Origin of the sequence: Pseudomonas sp. PS01299 (assembly GCF_029960145.1) — a bacterium.
GTDB classification, from domain to species: Bacteria; Pseudomonadota; Gammaproteobacteria; order Pseudomonadales; family Pseudomonadaceae; genus Aquipseudomonas; species Aquipseudomonas putida_A.
The window spans coordinates 1-19,708 of record NZ_JASCPO010000039.1 but is presented as its reverse complement, the minus strand read 5'-3'; the positions used below and the strand labels follow the sequence as shown (position 1 = coordinate 19,708).

16 protein-coding genes are annotated in these 19,708 nt (G+C 61.8%); 4 read left to right on the top strand and 12 right to left on the bottom strand.

Annotated elements, in window-relative coordinates:
* Nucleotides 1–63: 63 nt before the first annotated feature.
* From QMX91_RS09840 to QMX91_RS09815, 6 genes are read right to left on the bottom strand one after another with little or no spacing between them, the layout of a single operon-like run.
* On the bottom strand, nt 64–1,743 hold the full coding sequence (locus tag QMX91_RS09840) for an acyl-CoA synthetase family protein (protein WP_282412635.1): 1,680 nt from the start codon (nt 1,741–1,743) through the stop codon (nt 64–66).
* Nucleotides 1,740–2,285: a hypothetical protein gene (locus QMX91_RS09835; RefSeq protein ID WP_135294800.1), complete on the bottom strand. Its 546-nt coding sequence runs from the start codon at nt 2,283–2,285 to the stop codon at nt 1,740–1,742. The genes QMX91_RS09840 and QMX91_RS09835 overlap by 4 nt, the downstream gene beginning before the upstream one ends.
* A complete protein-coding gene (locus tag QMX91_RS09830; RefSeq protein WP_003220947.1) occupies nt 2,282–2,536 on the bottom strand; it encodes an acyl carrier protein in 255 nt (84 codons plus the stop codon). The genes QMX91_RS09835 and QMX91_RS09830 overlap by 4 nt, the downstream gene beginning before the upstream one ends.
* Nucleotides 2,537–2,545: 9 nt before the next feature.
* Nucleotides 2,546–2,806 carry a phosphopantetheine-binding protein gene (locus QMX91_RS09825; RefSeq protein ID WP_007967290.1) on the bottom strand — a complete coding sequence of 87 codons (261 nt, stop codon included), beginning with the start codon at nt 2,804–2,806 and terminating at the stop codon, nt 2,546–2,548.
* Nucleotides 2,787–3,596, bottom strand: a complete 810-nt coding sequence (locus QMX91_RS09820; protein WP_282412634.1) for a lysophospholipid acyltransferase family protein — start codon at nt 3,594–3,596, stop codon at nt 2,787–2,789. The genes QMX91_RS09825 and QMX91_RS09820 overlap by 20 nt, the downstream gene beginning before the upstream one ends.
* Nucleotides 3,572–4,291: a beta-ketoacyl synthase chain length factor gene (locus tag QMX91_RS09815; RefSeq protein ID WP_098966860.1), complete on the bottom strand. Its 720-nt coding sequence runs from the start codon at nt 4,289–4,291 to the stop codon at nt 3,572–3,574. The genes QMX91_RS09820 and QMX91_RS09815 overlap by 25 nt, the downstream gene beginning before the upstream one ends.
* Before the next feature lie 361 nt (nt 4,292–4,652).
* Between QMX91_RS09815 and QMX91_RS09810 the strand changes: the two genes are divergently transcribed.
* Nucleotides 4,653–5,423, top strand: coding sequence for a ParA family protein (locus QMX91_RS09810; RefSeq protein ID WP_098966861.1), 771 nt, complete (start codon nt 4,653–4,655; stop codon nt 5,421–5,423).
* A 129-nt stretch (nt 5,424–5,552) separates the two neighbouring features.
* Here QMX91_RS09810 and trxC read toward each other — a convergent pair whose 3' ends face one another.
* The 5 genes from trxC to QMX91_RS09785 all read right to left on the bottom strand — a co-directional run bounded on the left by trxC (nt 5,553) and on the right by QMX91_RS09785 (nt 14,658).
* Complete coding sequence (trxC, locus tag QMX91_RS09805; protein ID WP_098966862.1) at nt 5,553–5,987, bottom strand: thioredoxin TrxC; 435 nt, start codon at nt 5,985–5,987, stop codon at nt 5,553–5,555.
* An 80-nt stretch (nt 5,988–6,067) separates the two neighbouring features.
* On the bottom strand, nt 6,068–7,531 hold the full coding sequence (gene selO, locus QMX91_RS09800) for a protein adenylyltransferase SelO (protein ID WP_282412633.1): 1,464 nt from the start codon (nt 7,529–7,531) through the stop codon (nt 6,068–6,070).
* Nucleotides 7,532–7,579: 48 nt separating this feature from the next.
* Nucleotides 7,580–10,933 (bottom strand): mechanosensitive channel MscK, encoded by a 3,354-nt coding sequence (gene mscK / locus QMX91_RS09795; RefSeq protein WP_282412632.1) that lies wholly within the window; start codon nt 10,931–10,933, stop codon nt 7,580–7,582.
* Between the two features lie 34 nt (nt 10,934–10,967).
* Nucleotides 10,968–12,710 (bottom strand): potassium/proton antiporter, encoded by a 1,743-nt coding sequence (locus tag QMX91_RS09790; RefSeq protein ID WP_096794715.1) that lies wholly within the window; start codon nt 12,708–12,710, stop codon nt 10,968–10,970.
* A 322-nt stretch (nt 12,711–13,032) separates the two neighbouring features.
* Nucleotides 13,033–14,658, bottom strand: coding sequence for a methyl-accepting chemotaxis protein (locus tag QMX91_RS09785; RefSeq protein WP_134785265.1), 1,626 nt, complete (start codon nt 14,656–14,658; stop codon nt 13,033–13,035).
* Between the two features lie 278 nt (nt 14,659–14,936).
* Between QMX91_RS09785 and QMX91_RS09780 the strand changes: the two genes are divergently transcribed.
* The 3 genes from QMX91_RS09780 to QMX91_RS09770 all read left to right on the top strand — a co-directional run bounded on the left by QMX91_RS09780 (nt 14,937) and on the right by QMX91_RS09770 (nt 17,503).
* Entirely contained in the window at nt 14,937–15,167 is a 231-nt protein-coding gene (locus QMX91_RS09780; RefSeq protein WP_003220969.1) for a hypothetical protein, read from the top strand.
* On the top strand, nt 15,164–15,466 hold the full coding sequence (locus tag QMX91_RS09775; protein ID WP_027611351.1) for a cell division protein ZapA: 303 nt from the start codon (nt 15,164–15,166) through the stop codon (nt 15,464–15,466). Before QMX91_RS09780 ends, QMX91_RS09775 begins: the two co-directional genes overlap by 4 nt.
* A gap of 99 nt (nt 15,467–15,565) precedes the next feature.
* On the top strand, nt 15,566–17,503 hold the full coding sequence (locus QMX91_RS09770) for a methyl-accepting chemotaxis protein (protein WP_282412631.1): 1,938 nt from the start codon (nt 15,566–15,568) through the stop codon (nt 17,501–17,503).
* A gap of 200 nt (nt 17,504–17,703) precedes the next feature.
* On the opposite strand, the gene QMX91_RS09765 is transcribed toward QMX91_RS09770, so the two are convergent.
* Complete coding sequence (locus QMX91_RS09765) at nt 17,704–19,506, bottom strand: acyl-CoA dehydrogenase (protein WP_282412630.1); 1,803 nt, start codon at nt 19,504–19,506, stop codon at nt 17,704–17,706.
* Nucleotides 19,507–19,708: the final 202 nt, after the last annotated feature.

Below are 19,708 nucleotides of genomic sequence, written 5' to 3'. Positions count from 1 at the left end.
TTTGCGTGAACCGAGTTTGGGGCCGCTTCGCAGCCCAGCGGGAGCAAGCTCCCTCGCCACAGGTTATGCATCGGCGGCTCCTAGCAGGATTCGTCCGCTGGAGCAGGTCGCGGTGTCATTGCGGTAGGCGAAATACAGCTTGCCGCGCTCGGGATCGAAACGCAGGTGCAGCTGGATTTCATCGCCAGGGCGCACCAGTTGCTGGAATTTCAGCACTTCCATGCCGGCAAATTTGCCGGCCAGGTTCAGCAGTTGTCGGCCAAGGTTCAGCGCCCATTCGACCTGTACCACACCGGGCAGCACCGGGGCCTTGGGGAAGTGGCCGCTGAAGTAGGCCAGGTCCGGCGGAACACTCAATTGCAGGCTCCACTCGCCGTCGGTTTCGACCTGCTCCAGCACTTCCGGAGTTTTCGGCCGTGGCGCCAGCAGCAGGGCTTCGATGTCGGCCTGCGGCAGCTTGCCCTGGCTGTTCAGCGGCAGTTGCCGCACCAGACGCCAGCGCCGGGGCAAGGCCAGCGCCTCGCAATGCTGGCTCAGGTGTTTGCGCAGGGCTTCGGTCAGGCTGCGACGACCGTGTTCGCGCAAGGCAAACAGGCCGGCGTCGCTGAGCACCAGCAAGGCGCCAAGTACCGCGCGGTTTTCCTGAACCACGCCCAGCCGTGCTTCGGCGACCCACTCGTGGGCGACCAGTGCCTGTTCGAGCATCGGCAGGGAGATACGCTTCTCTTCGAGTTTGACGATACGGTCCAGCCGCCCGAGCAGTTCGAAACGTCCGTCGGCGGCGATGCGCACGGCATCGGCGGTATGTTCGACATGCCCGGCCGGCAGATAGGGAGAAGCGATCAGCAGGGCGCCGTCGCTGTCCTGGCTTAGCTCAACCCCGACGAAGGGCTGCCACAGGCTGGCGCCCTGACGCCAGGCGATGCCGCCGGTTTCCGAGCTGCCGAGGATTTCGGTCGGCCACTGTTGCAGGCGTTGCTGCAGGCCCTGTGCCGCGTCTGCGGGTAAAGCGCCGCCGGAGGAAAACACCCGGCGCACGGCGCTCAGGGCCGGCCAGTCGAGGTTATCGCCCATGCGCTTGAGCAATGCCGGGCTGCCGACCCAGGCGAAGGCCGGGTGTTCGCGGCTGGCACGCTGCAGGTCTTCCGGAAACGCCAGTTGCCTGCGCACGAACGGGCGTCCGGCGCACAGCGGCCACAGCACCCGGAACAACAAACCGTAGATGTGCTGGGTGGCGACGCTGCCGATGATCCAGGCTTCACCGAGATCCGCGCCCCACAGTTGCTCCAGTGCCTCGACCTCGTTGGCCAGTTGGCGCAGAGTCTTGTCGATACGCTTGGGCTCGCCGCTGGAGCCGGAGGTGCACAGGCTCAGGCGGCACTGCTCGAGGTCGAGTTCAGCACCGGGCAGGGCCGGCTGCAGCAGATCGCTCAAGTGAGCATCATCGGGGTGATCGCTCAACCACAGATCGACCTCACTCGACCAGCGCTGGCGGGTCTGCGCTTGCAGGTCGGAGGGCAGCAGGACGGCGACGCCCGCGCGCCAGGCGCCGAGCAGGGCGATGGCGAGGTCGGCGGCATCTTCCAGATGCACCGCCATGCGCTGCACGCCGCGTGCCTGCAGGCCGGCGGCAACGCTCAGCGCCTGCTCGCGCAGTTGCGTGTGGTCGAGCGCCGGGGCGGCGCTGATTGCGCGCTCCGGCAGGGCCTTGAGCAACAGTTGCTCAAGTTTTATCCAGTTCATTTACGGCCTCTTACCCGTTGTCGTATCAGCCATTCAATGGCAAACATCAGGCCGATCAATCCGTAGGAGATCAGGCCGGTGTACAACATCCACCAATCCAGCGGCGCCCACAGGGTCAGGAGCGCGGCGCACAAACCGTTGCAGAAGAAAAACACGCTCCAGGCCACCGTGACCTGGCGGGTGTAACGGATCGCTTCGGGCGGCAATTGCGGCTCGCGCAATCGCGCCAGACGCTCGACCATCGGCGGCCCGTATTTCAGGCTCAGGCTGAACAGCACCAGCATGAAGCCGCTGATCAGCACCGGATACCAGCGCAGCAACAGCGGACTGTCGAACAGCGCCAGCAGCAGGCAGAACCCGATCGCCACGCAGGCCATCCAGCGGCTGCCGGGCTTGCGTTCGCCGGTCAGCGCGCGCGCCAGCCACAGCCCGCCCAGCAGCAGTCCGAACTGCCACGGGGCGAAGTGCTCCATGCCGAAATACACCGCAAAGGGGTACAGCAGCCCCGCCAGCAGCAGGCCGAGGCCGATCAATCGGCTCATGCGGCCGGTTGAACCAGACGGTAGACCGCCTCGACCACGTCACCGACGGTGCGCACCGATTTGAATTCTTCGGCGGCGATTTTCTTGCCGGTCTGGCGTTTGATGTGATCGATCAGGTCGACCGCGTCGATGCTGTCGATCTCCAGATCCTGATACAGGTTGGACTCCAGGCTGATCCGCGCCGGATCCAGTTCGAACAGCTCGACCAAGGCATCGCGCAGGGTGTTGAAAATGTCGTCACGAGTTTGCATGGTCCGGTCTCAAGCTGCCTGTTTTGCCGTGACGAACGCCGCAAGGCTCGCCACATTGGTGAAGTGGTTACGGGTGTCTTTGGCGTCGGCGTCGATCTTGATACCGTACTTTTTCTGGATCGCCAGACCCAGTTCCAGTGCGTCGACCGAATCCAGGCCCAGGCCTTCGCCGAACAGCGTCTGCTCGTCGCCGATGTCGTCGACGCTGATGTCTTCGAGGCCCAGGGCGTCGATGATCAGCAGTTTTATTTCACGGTGCAGATCGCTCATCTTCGGCGAGCTCCTTAATGTAGTAAGAGTGCAAATAATCATTGAGCTTGCGCGAGGCCTGCGGTGCCGGGCCTTGCGTGGCGAAAGTCTGTGGATCTATATCGGCCCCGACACGAAAACTGAAGTGCACGCGGCGGTGGGGGATGCGATACCAGGGTTCGGCCTTGGTCAGGGTGGTCGGATTGACCTTGATGACCACTGGCGTAAGGATTTTCGCACCGCGCAGGGCAATCGCTGCAGCCCCCCGATGAAAGGCTGGCGCCTGACCAGGTCGAGTGCGCGTGCCCTCGGGGAAAATGATCAGGGTCTGGCCGTTTTGCAGGGACTCGGCGGCACCGTCGAGCATGTCCATGCTGCCGTCGTTGCTGATGTATTCGGTACTGCGCAGCGGGCCGCGGGTGAAGGGGTTTTCCCACAGGCTTTTCTTCACCACGCAATTGGCCTGGCGCACCAGGCCGATCAGGAACACCACGTCGATCAGCGACGGGTGGTTGGCGATGATCATCTGCCCTGGACGCCCGAGGCGTTCGGCCCCTTGAATGTCATAAGTCAGCACACCGGTGCGGGCCATGAACCGCACGAAAAACCAGAACAGCCGACTGACGGTTTGCCGTGCGCGTTGACGATGCCTGAGCGCGTCACCCGGCAGACAGCCGAGCAGCGGAAATACCAGCAAGCGCAGGCACAACCCGCCGAGCCCGAACAGGGTGAAACTGGCGGCGGTGGCCAGCAAGCGCCAGTAATAGGCGTCGCGGTTCTTCTCGGTCACGGGTTGCGTTGCCAGGTCCATACACGATTTTTCCAGGCATGTTGGCAATGGGTTTGCTGACCGAGCAGGGCGCGCAACAGATTCAGCGCGTGTGGCCAGTGCGCTTTGGACACTGTTTCCTGGCCGCTGTTCAGGGTCAGCCGCCAGTCGGTACCGGGGGTGAGCAGCAGACCCAGCGCATAAGGGAACGGCACGTCGTCGACCCACTGCAAATAGGCCTCGGGCGGCTGTTCTTCGGTGATGATCAGCAGCACCGCGGGAGCGCCTTCAGCGAGCAGGGCGGAGGCTTCGATGATGCCGTGTTCCAGGCCATCGCCTGCGGCCGCCAGTGCAGTCATTTCGCTGTTTTCACCGCGCATGATCGACCACAGACCAATGATCGCGTTGTGCACCGACAGGCTGAACTGGGTCGGCGACAACGGCTCGTCCTTGGCCAGATCACTGAGGATCTCGAAGGTGCGCGGGGTTTCGCCGTGTCGTGAAACAAACACCAGCGGCAGGTTTTCCCGTCCATCGGCCAGCGGCCAGCCGACACTGAACGCCATCCGCGCCAGACGGCTGAGGCGTCGGCGCTGCATGGCTGGCAGAAACGACACATCGGGCGCGGCATCGCTGCTCGGGAGTACGACCGGTTGTCGGCTCCAGGCCTGCCACGCGTCCACGCTGTCGAGCCCCGGGGCCCACGCGCGCCATTGGGCGATGTTGAAGTTGATCACGGATGTTCATCCCGCCCCTGCGGGCTTTTATGACGCTTTGAGTCGCCAGGGCCGCGGCTGACCTGAGGTGGCGCATGGCGCCGGGTGGCGCGCATTATCCCGGTGCGACGAGTGTGTAGCAAATGTTGGTTACGTTTTACGCAACGAAATGTACCGAGTGGTTCGTGGAAAAAATGTCATTTGGCCATTATCCGGATCGTGCGGGATTTGTCTGTCGGGCATATCAGCGCACTCGGGAGGTTTTTACCCGCCGTGCCCGCTGATTTTTGCGCCTGACTCTGTAGTCCGCTTCGTTGAAGGTAGCGAAGCGCACGCACAGGCAACTACACTCGGTCATTCTTTGATACACGGAGGTTTTGTCATGCGACGCGTGGTGTTCAATCAGAAAGGTGGCGTGGGCAAATCCAGCATTGCCTGCAATCTGGCAGCGGTGAGTGCCAGCGAGGGCTATCGCACGCTGTTGGTCGACCTCGATGCCCAGGCCAACTCCACTCAGTACCTGACGGGGCTCACCGGCGATGACATACCGATGGGCATTGCCGATTTCTTCAAGCAAACCTTGTCATCTGGGCCGTTCTCGAAGAAAAACCAGGCCGACATCTACGAAACCCCGTTCGACAACCTGCACATCATCACCGCTACCGCTGAGCTGGCCGACCTGCAGCCCAAGCTTGAGGCCAAACACAAGATCAACAAGCTGCGTAAGTTGCTGGACGAGTTGTCGGAAGATTACGACCGGATCTACCTCGACACGCCGCCGGCGCTGAATTTTTATGCAGTGTCGGCATTGATTGCCGCCGATCGTGTGCTGATTCCCTTCGATTGCGACAGCTTCTCGCGGCAGGCGCTGTACGGCCTGCTGGCGGAGATCGGAGAGTTGAAGGAGGACCACAACGAAGGTCTGGAAGTCGAAGGCATCGTGGTCAACCAGTTCCAGGCCCGGGCCAGCCTGCCGCAGCAGATGCTTGATGAGTTGATCGCTGAAGGTTTGCCGGTGCTGCCGGTGTACTTGAGCAGCTCGGTGCGCATGCGCGAGTCGCACCAGGCCAGCACCCCGCTGATCCACCTCGACCCGCGGCACAAGCTGACGCAGCAGTTCGTCGAACTGCACAACCTGCTCGAAGACCATTGATCCCTGAGCTACTGAGATCACCTGTAGGAGTGAGCCTGCTCGCGATGGCGTCCTGTCTGCGAGCATCTGAGTTGCCTGAAAAGACGCCATCGCGAGCAGGCTCACTCCTACAATTGAATTTGTGTTGGGTCAGATGCCCTGGCTACGCAGCCACGCCATCAACTGTGGCAACGGAAACGCCCCGCTCTGGCGCGCCACTTCCCGACCGTTCTTGAACAGAATCAAACTCGGAATCGAGCGAATCCCCAACTGCGCTGACAACTGCTGATTGGCCTCGCTGTCGAGCTTGGCCAAGCGGCACTTGCCCGCCAACTGCGCGGCCGCCTGCTCGAATACCGGCGCAAAGGACTTGCACGGCCCACACCAGTCCGCCCACACATCCACCAACAACGGCAGATCTCCTTTGATCTGGCTGGCGTAGTCGCCTTGCTCGAGTTCGAACGGCTTGCTCAACAGCACCGCGGACTTGCAGCGCCCGCATTTCGGCTGATCGCCCAGGCGTTCGGCGGGGATGCGGTTGAGGCCGTTGCAGGCGGGGCAGGGGATGAGGAGTGGAGTGGTCATGACGGGCTCGGTTTAAGTTGATATCTCGTACGACTGATCTGGAGTCGTACGAGGCGTTTATCAAGGTTGAATCCGGAGCCTCAAGACGAACAACTGATCTCCAGATGCTTGCCCCACTCCGGCGGCCGCTCGGCATAACCTTCCATCCCCGGCTGCTCGTCGAACGGCGTGCTCAGCACCGCATGCAGCCGGCGCACTTCTGAGTAGTCGCCTTGCTCGGCGGCATCGATAGCCTTCTGCGCCAAGTAGTTGCGCAGGATGTACAGCGGATTGACCGCGTGCATCCGCGCCCGGCGTTGCTGCTGATCGCTGTCGCCATCGCGGGCAACGCGCGCCACGTAACGCTCGCCCCAGGCATCGAAGCCTTTGATGTCGACGAAGTCATCGCGCAAGCGGGCGACAGCCTGCTCTGCGGACTCTTCGCCGAGATGGCGGAAGAACAGCGTGTAATCGACGCCGCTGTTCTGCATCAGTTGCAACAGGTCTTCGAGCAGTTTCTGGTCGTCATCCTCGGCGCTGGTGAAACCGAGGCGGCGGCGCATCAGGTCGAGGTAGTGCGCCTGGAACAACGGCAGGTACAAACCGAGGGTTTCGCGCAGGGCTTCGACGCTGATGAACGGCGTCAGGGCCTGGGCTAGAGCGCTGAGGTTCCACTGGCCGATCGGCACCTGGTTGCTGAACGAGTAGCGGCCCTGATCATCCGAGTGGTTGCAGATGAAGTTGGCGTCAAAGTCGTCGAGGAAGGCGAACGGGCCGAAGTCGAAGGTGATGCCGAGGATCGACATGTTGTCGGTGTTCATCACCCCGTGACAGAAGCCGTAGGCCTGCCACTTGGCGATCAGTTCGGCATTGCGCTCGACGATCTCGCGGAACATCGCCAGATACGGTTCCGGTTGCTCCAGGCACTCGGGATAGTGCATCGCCAATACGTGTTCGCCGAGCAACTTCTGCTGCTCGGGACGCTTGGTGTAGTAGAAGTATTCGAAGTGGCCGAAGCGCACATGGCTTGGCGCCAGACGCAGCACCATCGCCGCGCGTTCCTGCTTTTCGCGCCACACCGGAGTGTCGGAGCCAATCACGCAGGCGGCACGTGAAGACGGGATGTTCAGCGCGTGCAGCGCCTCGGAGGCGAGAAACTCACGAATCGACGAACGCAGCACCGCGCGGCCATCGCCCATGCGCGAAAACGGCGTCTGCCCGGCGCCCTTCAGATGCAGGTCCCAGTGTTCACCGGCGTTGTTGTAGACCTCGCCGAGCAACAACCCGCGACCATCGCCCAGTTGTGGCGTGTAGCCGCCGAACTGATGCCCGGAATAGACCATCGCCCGTGGCTCGGCATCCGCCCATAACTTGTGGCCGCCGAACAGTTCAGCGAATTCCTGAGTCTCAGCGGTTGCCGGGTCGAGATCGAGCAAGGCCAGGGCCGCAGGGCTGGCGACGACCAGACGCGGGTTGTCGATCGGCTCGGGCAGCACATGGGCGGAGAACGAATCGCCGAGGCGGGCGAAGCGATTGTCGAAGGTCAGTTCGTCGAGGGCTTTCAAGGGCCGGCTCCAGCAGAATGTCCGAGCATTCTGCTGGGATCAGACCGGTTAGTCGAGTTTGGCCGGCGGCGGCTCTTGCAGCGGCTTTTGCTCGCCGCTGATCGGCACGATGGTTTTGTTCTCGTCCTCGATGGGCACCAACTTGTATTCCTGACCGTGGAGGTTCTTCAGGTACACCTCCATCTGGCGGAACGAGATGTTGATGTGCTGCTTCTTGAACTCGCGGTTGATGAAGCGGTTCACTTCGTCGATCACCGGGTTGCGGTCACCGAGGTCGCGCACATGCATGCGCAATTCGTGGTCGAGGGTGCTTTCGCCGAAGTTGAGGAAGTACACGTGCGGCTCGGGTTCCTTGAGGACGCGCGGGTTTTCCCGGGCGGCCTTGAGCAGCAGTTCCTTGACCAGATCCAGGTCGGAGCCGTAATCCACGCCCAGCTTCAAGGTGACGCGGGTGATGGTATCGGTCAGCGACCAGTTGATCAGTTGCCCGGTGATGAACGTCTTGTTCGGGACAATGATGTCCTTGCGGTCGAAGTCGGTGATGGTCGTGGCGCGGATGCGGATCTTGCTCACCGTGCCCGACAGGTTGCCGATGGTGATGGTGTCGCCGATCCGCACCGGACGCTCGAACAGGATCATGATGCCGGAGATGAAGTTGGCGAAGATCTCCTGCATACCGAAACCGAGGCCGACCGACAGCGCCGCCACCAGCCATTGCAACTTGTCCCAGCTGACGCCGAGGGTCGACAGGGTCGAGACAAAACCGACACCGGCGATCACGTAAGACAGCAGCGTCGTGGTCGCATAGGCGCTGCCCTGCGCCAGATTGAGTTTCGACAGCACGAACACTTCGAGCAGACCCGGCAGGTTGCGGGCGAGGGCGAAGGTGATGCCGATGATGATCAGCGCGCCGAGCATGTCGCCGATGCTGATCGGCACCATGCTCATGTTCGCGCCAGTGCCGCTGGTGTATTCGTAGAGGGTGATGTTGTCGAGGTACGAGAACACCGAAATCAGGTCAGCCCAGACCCAGTACAGCGCGGCGATGAAGCCGCCGAGCAGTGCCAGACGGATCAGGCGCAGGGATTGTTCGTTGACTTTTTCGATGTCCAGGGTCGGCTCTTCGATCACCGCTTCGCCGTCGCCGGCCTCTTTCGCCGCCTGACGTTTGGCCAGGGCGCGCTGATAGGCCAAGCGGCGTGCGGCGACCGCCAGACCACGGACGAAGGTAGCCTCGATCACCAGCCAGAACATCAGCAGGTACAGGGTGTTGATCAACCGGTCGCTGAGTTTCAGCGCGGTGTAGTAGTAGCCGAAGCACACCGCGACGAACAGGGCGATTGGCAGCAGGGTGAACATCACGCCCACGGCCCTGCGGAACAATGAGGTGTTTTCGTGGGCCGGACTGCTGATCAGCAGACGGCTGAGCAGCCACGCCATCAGGGCGTAGCAGGTCAATACCACCGGCATGCCGAGCACGTCGTCAGCCAGCGCTGCCGGTTGCAATTCGGCCACCGCCACCACGGTCACCAGCGCCATCACCACCAGCCCGAGGCGACGGATCCAGCCCTGAAGGAACTCGACCTGCGGTTTGTCCCAGCGGAAGTGCAACTCCGCCACGCCGCCCGGCGAGAGAATCCGGTAAGCGGTGTAGAACACCAGCCACGCCTGACCCATTTGCAGCAACGCCGCGCCCATGTTGGCATTCTGACCGCGGGCGTCGATCTGCAGGGCCAGACCGCACAGACCCAGACCCAGCGCCACCGGCATCGCCAGCAGAATGTTGATCAGAATCGCCTGGGGCGTATGCCACTGGCTGTCACGCTTGAAGTGCCCGATGTCCTGGTGAACCTTGTTCAGTCGCGCATACAGCGCCTTGCGCCGCCACAGCAGAGCGCCGATCAGCAAGGCCAGCGGCAGGAACAACAGCGGGCGCTGGGTCAGGCCGTCGGTCAGCTCGCTCAGGCTTGAGGCCAGCGGCAGGGTGTCGATCTGGCGCTTGAGCCGCTCTGGCACGCCGCGAATCCATTCCGCGTCCAGCGGCTTGTTGCTGGGGATCCAGAACATCTGCTCGTCAAGGGTCGCGCGCAGGCTTTGAGCAGTGCTCAGCAGTTGTTTCTGGTTGAGTTGCAGGGTGATCGATTCGTTGAGCACCGCGCTCAGTTCGCGGTTCAGGCGCTCCAGCAGGTCGGCGCGGGTGTTGGCCAGTTCCATCAGGCTCTTGCGCAGTTGCGGGGTGACTTGTTCCGGCGGCTGGGTGGAGAGCAGATTGTCGACGTAGGTCGCCGGATTGCTCAGGAGTTCACGCTGCTGGCTGACTTCGAATTGATACAGGCGAATGTCGGCGATCTGATCCGCCAGATCGCGGTCGACCTTGAGTCGCGGCAGCGCCTGTTTCTGCTTATAGAGAATCTTCGACAGCAGCAGACTGCCCTTGAGCACGTTGATCTGCTCGTCGAGAGCCGAGTCGCTCTGGGTCAGGCTGTCGAGTTGCTGTTTGGTCTGCAGGTTCTGTTGAGTGACTTCGTTGAGGCGGTCGGTGCTTTTGAGCAGGTAATCGGAGAGCTTGAGGTTGGCCGCACTTTCGGTGGCGAGCAGGCTGCTGCCGCCGGCCTTCTGCGCCTCGATCGACTGCTGGGTCACGGTTTCCTGAGATTGCGCCAGACGCTTCTGGTTGATCAGGGTCTGCAGTTCCTGGATCTCGCGATCGAGACGGTCGGATTTCTCCGAGAGCAGGTCGTGCTGACTGTTGCCCAGATCCTGCAGCTGGCTGTTGCCCGCCAGTTCCTGGCGGCGCAGCGGAATCAGTGAGTTCAACGCGGCGAGCTCGGCGTTCAACTGGTCGCGCTGCTCGGCGCTGACGGTCTTGCCCGCATCCTTGCCGGACTTGAGGATGTTGTTGATCTGCTGGATGCGCGTCTGGCTGGCAGAGATTTCCGCCTGCGCACGCTCGGGACGGGTCTGGGCAGTGATGATCAGGCTGTTGGCATCGGCCAGGGCCTTTTGCAGGTCGCTTTGCTGGGTCGAGCGATCGGTGAGGATCTGCTCCAGCTGCTGGATCGACTCTTTGGTGAAGCGCTGCGCCACCGGCACCACTGGCGTGGCCTTGAGGCGCGTCAGTTCGCGAGTGTTCTCGATGGTCTGCCGAGGGGCGGAGGCCAGTTGCTGCTTGAGGTCGATCAGCTTCTGGTCGTAATCACGCCGGCTGTTGAGTTGATTGAGCGTAGTTTGCAGGACCGTCTGCAGGCTCTTTTTGTCGGCATCCGGCAGTTTGCTGTCGGCCAGTTTGTCGAGGCTGGCCTGCACGGCTTCGCTGGACGGCGGTTCGGCGGCGTAGAGCGGGCCGACGGAAAGACTCAGGCCCAGCAGGGCCGCGAAAAAGAAAGAGCGCAGGGTAGGCATAGAGACCGGTCAAGCAAGTGAGAGTGGACGCAGTTTAGAGGAAGAGACCGGGGCCCGGGCGACTTCCTTCGGGGAATCTGACGCCCACTTTGCCGATCTTGTTCCCGTCCATGACCGCGACCGTCCAGTGAGTGTTGTTCCACTCCACCTGGTCGCCAACGATCGGTGCACCCCCGACCTTATGGGCAATGAACGCACCCAGGGTCATGTCCGGATCGATGCCTTCGGCCGGTAGGCCATACAGCGCGGCAACCGCTTTAAGCTGGGCGTCTCCTTCGAGCACGAAGTCGCCGAAGAAGCGCAGATCGAGGCCGCGTTGCGGCGCCTGGCTGAACAGTTTTCCGAGCGCTGGCAAGTTGTGTTCATGGCCGATAACACACAGCAAATCATCGACTTCCAGCACCGTACTACCCGACGGATGGAGCAGTTGCTGGCCACGAAACAGGGCGGCGATACGTGTGCCTTCGGGCATTTTCAGCTCGCGCAGGGGCGAACCGATGCACCATTTCTCGGCGCCGAGCTTGTAAACGAACAGCTCCCACTCGCTGGTGATGTGCACTTCCAGTGCCGAACGGGAAATCGGCGCCGGCTCCGGCGGGACCGTCACCTTCAACAGTTTGGCCACCCACGGCAGGCTCGTGCCCTGCACCAGCAGCGACACCAGCACAATGAAGAACGCGAGGTTGAAGTACAGCTGCGCATTCGGCAACCCGGCCATCAGCGGGAACACCGCGAGAATGATCGGTACCGCGCCGCGCAACCCGACCCAGGAAATAAACGCTTTCTCGCGGCCGTGGAACGCCTTGAACGGCAGCAGGCCGACCAGCACCGACAGCGGCCGGGCGAACAGAATCATCCATAGCGCCAGACCCAGCGCCGGCAAGGCGATCGGCAGCAGATCATGCGGAGTGACCAGCAGCCCCAGCACCAGGAACATGCCGATCTGTGCCAGCCACGCCATGCCGTCGAGCATGTGCAGAATGCCGTGACGGCTGCGCACCGGGCGGTTGCCGATCACCAGACCGCACAGGTACACCGCGAGGAAGCCGCTGCCGTGCAGGGCGTTGGTCAGGGCGAACACCACCAGGCCGCCGGCGATCACCAGAATCGGGTACAGGCCGGTAGCGAGGTTGATCCGGTTGACCAGTTGCAGCATCAGCCAGCCACCGCCGAGGCCGATCACGCCGCCGATGCCGAATTCGCGAATCAGGTGGGTCAACAGGCTCCAGTGCAGGCCGGTCTGGCCGCTGGCGAGCATGTCGATCAGGGTCACGGTGAGAAACACCGCCATCGGGTCGTTGCTGCCGGATTCGATTTCCAGGCTGGCGGTCACCCGTTCGTTGAGGCCCTTGCCGCCGAGCAGCGAGAACACTGCGGCGGCGTCCGTGGAGCCGACGATGGCGCCGATCAGCAGGCCCTGAATCAGGTTCAGGTCGAACAGCCACGCCGCGGCCATGCCGGTCAGCCCGGTGGTGATCAGCACCCCGACCGTCGCCAGCGACAACGCCGGCCACAGGGCCACGCGGAAACTTGAAACGCGAGTGCGCAAGCCACCGTCGAGGAGGATCACCGCCAGTGCGAGGTTGCCGACCAGATAGGCCGTCGGGTAGTTATCGAAAATGATCCCGCCGCCATCGACCCCGGCGGCCATGCCGACCGCAAGAATAATGACCAGAATCGGGATGCCGAGACGGGAGGAAAGTGAGCTGACAAGAATGCTCGCACCTACCAGCAACGCGCCGATCAAGAACAGGCTGTTGATGGTCGTCGCATTCAAAGGCAGTACTCCAGAAGCGTAAAGACGGGCACAAACTGACCATGCAGTCTGCGTGCCAGCGATTCTAACCTGTTGAAATGTGATGCTGTCAAAAAGCTTTTTACGCTATGGGATTTGAGGTATGGGTTCGGCTGGGGATCGCTACCCTCACCCTAGCCCTCTCCCGGAGGGAGAGGGGACCGACCGCGGGGTTTGTTCAAGTTACACCGACCTGCAATATCGAGCCGAACTCAAAATCTGCAAAGCTCCCAATGTGCTCCCTTTCTTCCTCTCCCTCTGGGAGAGGGCTGGGGTGAGGGGCTTTTGACCTTGATCTGAAAATTTACAGGCTGAACCGCCCAACCATATTGTTCAGATCCAGCGCCAGGCGCGACAGCTCGTTGCTCGCGGCACTGGTCTGATTCGCGCCGGTAGCCGATTGCACCGACAGGTCGCGGATGTTCACCAGGTTGCGATCCACTTCGCGGGCCACTTGTGCCTGCTCTTCAGCGGCGCTGGCGATCACCAGGTTGCGCTCGTTGATCTCGACGATCGCGGTATTGATGGTGTCCAGCGACATCCCGGCACCCCGCGCGATGTTCAGCGTCGATTCGGCGCGCTCGGTGCTGTTGCGCATCGAATCCACGGCGTGTTCGGTGCCGCTCTGGATGCTGCCGATCATGCGTTCGATTTCGCTGGTCGACTGCTGGGTGCGATGGGCCAAGGCACGAACCTCGTCCGCCACCACAGCAAAACCGCGACCGGCTTCACCGGCACGGGCCGCTTCAATCGCCGCGTTCAGGGCCAACAGGTTGGTCTGATCCGCCAGGCCACGAATCACGTCCAGCACCTTGCCGATGTCACGGGATTCATTCGCCAGATCGCCGATCAGGGTCGCGGTGCTCTGTACGTCGGCGCTCATGCGTTCGATGGCGCTGACGGTTTCCTGTACCAGGTCACGGCCGTCGCCGGCCGAAGTGGTGGCGTTCTTCGAGGCTTCCGAAGTGCTCACCGCATTGCGCGCGACTTCTTCCACGGCGCTGGTCATCTCGTTGACCGCGGTGGCGGCCTGTTCGATTTCGTTGTTCTGCTGGGTCAGGCCGCGGGCGCTTTCGTCGGTGACGCTGTTCAGTTCTTCAGCGGCGGAAGCCAGTTGGGTGGCCGAGCCGGAAATGCGCTGCAAGGTGTCGCGCAACCTCGATTGCATCTTGGCCATGGCAGCCAGCAGACGCCCGGCTTCGTCGGTGCCGTCGACGTGGATCGGTTGGGTCAAGTTACCTTCGGCGATGGTTTCCGCCGCGTCCAGCGCTTTGGAAATCGGCTTGGTGATGCTGATGGTCAGCAGCCAGGCGAACAGGAAGGTCAGGCCGGTCGCCACGACCAGCAGGGTGACCACCAGATTGAACGCCGAGGAATACTGGTCGACCGCCTCTTGATTGGTCTGGCTGATCTGCTCGCCGTTGATCTGCATCAGGCGGTTGAGCACGGTGTTCATCGCTTCGGAGTTGTTCAGCAACTCGGTGTTGAGCAGGTTGCGCAACTCGTCCACCTGATTGTTGCGCGACAGGCTCTTCATCCGGTCTTCGATCTGACGGTACTGGCCGAGCAACTGCACATATTGATCGTAGGCCGCGCGTTCCTGCGGGCCGCTGATCAACGGCTCATAGGCCGATTGGGCAGCGCGGATCTGCTGGTTGCGGGTGTCCAGCAGTTCCATGGTCTTCTGCTGTACGTCCGGCTCGCGATTGACCAGCAAGCGGTAGGACAGCACCCGCAGGCGCAAGGTCAGTTGGGTGAACTCGTCGAGGTTCTTGATGCTCGGCACGCTGCTGTTGGTGATGTCCTCGGCAGCGCCGCGGATTTTGCTCATCTGGTTCAGGGCGAACACGCCTAGAATCAGCATCAGGCCGCCGATCAGGGCGAAGCCGGTGAACGCCCGGGGGGCGATATTCATATTGCGAAGGGACATGGTGCGGATACCAAAAAGGGCCGCATCCATGCGGGCTGAGACTGCTGTATGGATGACTTATCGGTCATACGACTAAAGTCTTGAGGCACTGTGCGTATTTGTCGCATATGGGCCTGAGCGACGAAGTGCAGGAACCAGATCGGCAGATCACAGTCTTTTAAACTCGCGAGAACGGTCGGCCGCCAGGAAAATCAAGGCCTTGCGCCGGTATAACCCTGGCATCCGCAGTGACTTTTCTTTATCGTACGCGCCCTTTGAAAAACGCCTGGAAGATCAAAATGTTGGAAGCATCCCTCAGCCAATTGGAACAGCTCGTCAGCGACCTGGTGCAACAGAACCAGACCCTCACGCAAACCAACCAGACCCTGTCCACGGAACTGGCCCAGGCCAAGGATGAAAACGAAAGCCTGCAACTGAGCCTGATGGAACAGGAAGAGAAGCACGGCGCCACCGCAGCGCGCATCCAGGCTCTGGTTGATCGCGTCAACGCAGGCCCTGTCAGCGCATGAACCACGGCACCGCAGGGGTAAAAGTCATCTCCATTCTCGGGGAGGACTATTCGATCAAGGCACCGGCCGGGGAAGAACAGACCCTGCTGGACGCCGCACTGATGCTCAAGGCCGCCCTGGCCGACACCAAACGCAAATACCCGACGCTGATCGGTGACCGCTTGCTGGTGCTGGCAGCGATGAACCTGTGCTCGCAGCAGATCGAAATGAAGAAGCAGCATCAGGCAGAACTCGACCGTTACCAAGAGCAAGTCAGCGCCACGGTCGACACCATCGCCAAGACCATCAATCAGGGCTGATGGGGTTGCGCACAACCAAAGAATAAATTGTCGATCAGGTTGTATACAATCGGCACGGCTGTTGCATTGTTTCGGCCACTTATTCTTTGGGGGTGCTCCATGCAGTTGTGGCGACGCAGTATTCAATGGCAGCTGATTCTCAGCATGGGCACCGCCCTGCTGGTCAGCATCCTGATCGTGGTTGGCATTTATACCCTGGTGGTCAACCGCCTCGCCCAGAGCTATCTGGTCGAACAAGCGCTGCCGTCGAGCATCGAAGCGACGCGCAACGACATCGAACGCATCCTCGTCCAGCCGCTGACCGCCGCCAAAGACATCGCCAGCAACAGCATGGTGCGCGATTGGCTGGCCTCGGGTGAAGACAGCAGCAAAACGGCGGCCTTCGCGCAGTATCTGGAAGGCATCCGCGCCGAACATAAAGCTTTCACCGCGTTGATCATCGGCACCGACTCCAATCACTACATCACCGAAAAGGGCCTGGATCGCACCCTCAGTCGGACCAAACCGGCCGATGCCTGGTTTTATTCCTTCCTCGACAGCCATCAGCCGCGCACCCTGAACATCGACAACGATGGCGCCACCGGAGAATTGGCACTGTTCATCGACTTGAAGGTCGAGCAGGCCGGCAAAGTTGTCGGCGTCGCGGGACTCGGCCTGAGCATGAAAGAGCTGTCGGAGTTGATCCACAACTTCAGCTTTGGCGAGCGCGGCAAGGTCTATCTCGTGCGTTCCGACGGTTTGATCCAGGTTCATCCCGAAGCGCAGTTCAGTGGCAAGCGCACCCTCACGGAGCAGATCGGTGCGTCGGCGGCGCAAGCGGTCATGGGTCAAAAAGTTGCCACCAACAGTTCCTTCCAGCGCGATGGCGAAGACTTCCTCGCCTTCAGCCTGCCGCTGCGCGATCTGGGCTGGACGCTGGTGGCCGAAGTGCCGCAATCGCAGATCTACGCCGAAGCCCGCAAGGCGATGTTGATGAGCGGGGGCATCGGTCTGGCGGTGGCACTGGTGTGCCTGGCGCTGGTGGTGTGGCTGGCCCAAGGGCTGGTGCGACCGATTCGTCAGGTAACAGCCGCGCTGGTAGCGATCGGTAGCGGCGGTGGAGATTTGACCCATCGGTTAGATTCCAGTCGCGCCGATGAACTGGGCGATCTGGCCCGAGGCTTCAACCGTTTCCTCGACAGCCAGCGCGGGCTGATCGGCGAAGTCCTGACCACCAGCGAGCGTCTGCGCACAGCAGTCGGCCAAGTGGCGAAAGTGGTGGAAAACACCGCCGAACGCTCCGGGCGCCAGCAGGAAATGACCGACATGGTCGCCACGGCGGTGCATGAGATGGGCCTGACCGTGCAGGAAATCGCGCAGAACGCCGGCAACGCCGCGCTGGCTTCACAAACTGCTCGCGATGAAGCGCTGCAGGCGCGTGAAGTGGTCGGTGGCTCGATCCGTCATATCGAAAGCATGTCCGATGAGATTGGTGTGGCGGCGGGCGCGGTGGGTGAGCTGGCGCATCAGGTGGCGTCGATCGATTCGGTACTGGCGGTGATTCGCGGCGTGTCCGAGCAGACCAACTTGCTGGCGCTCAACGCGGCGATTGAAGCGGCGCGCGCCGGAGATATGGGGCGCGGGTTTGCCGTGGTGGCGGATGAAGTGCGCACCTTGGCGCGCAGGACTCAGGCGTCTACCGACGAAATCCAGCAAATGATCGGCAGCCTCAAACAAGGCGCAGAGAATGCCGTGTCATCGATGCGCACCGGGCAGGCGGCGACCGGCACCGGGGTTGAGTCGAGCCAGCGTACTGGCGCGTCGTTGACCGCGATTACTGGGCAGGTCGAGCGCATCAGCGACATGAACCATCAGGTTGCGACGGCGACCGAAGAGCAATCGGCGGTGACTGAAGAGATCAACCGCAACGTGCAGGGAATTTCCGATCTGGCCCGGGCCACGGCCGGAGAGGTGAGGGCGTGTCGCGAGGATTGTCAGATGTTGCAGCGGTTGGCGGATGATCTGGCAAGGCAGATGGGTGGGTTCAAGTTGAGCTGAGTGCTGAGTCTGAAAGCCCCTCACCCTAGCCCTCTCCCGGAGGGAGAGGGGACTGACCGAGCCGTCTCTCGCTATACATCGACCTGAAAACGCCAGTCGATTATGGATTCGGTAGACCTCTTTCAGGTCGATGGAGTATTCAAGCATACCCTGTTCGGGCCCCTCTCCCTCCGGGAGAGGGCTGGGGTGAGGGTTGGCTCTCAGAACCACCCATCCTGCATCGCCAGGCACGCATCATCCCGCGCCTCCAGCAACGCCAGCTCATGGTGACAGCCCGGCACTTCCCACGTCAGGAAATACCGCGCCGCCTGTAGCTTGCCCTTATAGAAGTCAGCATCCGCCGCATTGCCTTTGGCCAAGCCTTCCTCAGCCCGAATCGCCTGCTCCAGCCAGCGCCAGCCAATCACCGTGTGCCCGAACACCTTCAGGTACAGCGCCGAATTCGCCAGGCTGCTGTTGACCTTGCCCTGCGCCAGATCGGTCAGCAGGCCGATGGTGACTGTTTGCAGGCGAGCCACCAATTGCTCCAGTGGCTCACGCAGTGCGGTCAACGATTCGTACGCGGTCGCGCGCTCGGCAGTGTTGGCGATCAGGCGGATCAGTTGCTTGAGCCCAGCGCCGCCGTTCTGCGCCAGTTTGCGCCCGAGCAAGTCCAGCGACTGAATGCCGTGGGTGCCTTCGTGGATCGGGTTCAGGCGGTTGTCGCGGTAGTACTGTTCCACCGGGTATTCGCGGGTGTAACCGTGACCGCCGAGAATCTGGATCGCCAGTTCGTTGGCCTTCAGGCAGAACTCCGACGGCCAGGATTTGACGATCGGCGTCAGCAAGTCCAGCAGCTCGTGGGCCTGTTTGCGCTCTGCTTCGGTTTCCAGCGTGGTGGTGTCATCGAACAGCCGCGCCGCGTACAGACCGAGGTCAAAGGCCCCTTCGACGTAGGATTTTTGCGTCAGCAGCATGCGTCTTACATCGGCGTGCTGAATGATCGCCACTGGCGCGGTGCTCGGATCCTTGCTGTCCGGGACTCGGCCTTGCGGGCGTTCGCGGGCGTATTCCAGCGAGTACAGGTAACCGGCGTAGCCGAGCATCACCGCGCCCATGCCGACGCCAATCCGCGCCTCGTTCATCATCTGGAACATGTAGCTCAAACCATGGTGCGGCTTGCCCACCAGATAGCCGACGCATTCGCCGTTATCGCCGAAGTTCAGCGCGGTGGAAGTGGTGCCGCGCCAGCCCATCTTGTGGAACAGCCCGGCCAGCAGCACATCGTTGCGCTCGCCGAGGCTGCCGTCATCGTTGACCAGAAATTTCGGCACGATGAACAGCGAAATACCCTTCACCCCCGGCGGCGCGTCCGGCAGCTTGGCCAGGACCATGTGCACGATGTTTTCCGACAGCGGGTGATCGCCGCCGGAAATGAAGATCTTGTTGCCCTTGAGCCGATAAGTGCCGTCAGACGCCGGCTCGGCGCGGGTACGAATATCCGACAGCGAGGAACCGGCGTGCGGTTCGGTCAGGGCCATGGTGCCGAAGAAGCGCCCGTCGATCATCGGTTGCAGGAAGCGCTGTTTCTGCTCGGCGCTGCCAAAGCTTTCGATCAGATTGGCCGCGCCCATGGTCAGGAACGGGTAGGAAGTGGTCGCCGCGTTCGCCGCTTGAAAGTGCGCAAAGCAGGCTTGCGACAGCAGCGTCGGCAGTTGCATGCCGCCGGCTTCGAAGCTGCGCGCGGCATTGAGGAAGCCCGCCTCGAGGAACGCGTCCACCGCCGGTTTGACTTCGGGAATCAGCATCGCCTGACCGTTCTCATAACGCGGCTCGTTCTCGTCGCCCTTGCGGTTGTGCGGTGCGAAGTATTTCTCGGCGATGCTGCGCGCGGTGCCGATGGCCGCGTCGAAGGTCTCGCGGTTGTGTTCGGCGAAGCGCTCACGCCGGGTCAGGCCCTCGGCATCGAGGACTTCGTACAGCTCGAAAGCCAGATTACGGGAACTGAGCAGCGTCTCGGACATGGCGGCCTACCTGAACATTGGGATTGGGCCGAGTCTAGGCTTGCTGATAAAGGCTGAATACGATGATTGATAACGGTGATGTCAGGGCCGAGCACCGACTTAACAAACACCCCGAAACAACTGTGGGAGCGGGCTTGCTCGCGAATGCGGTGGATCAGTCACTGGAGATGTCGACTGACACAACGCCTTCGCGAGCAAGCCC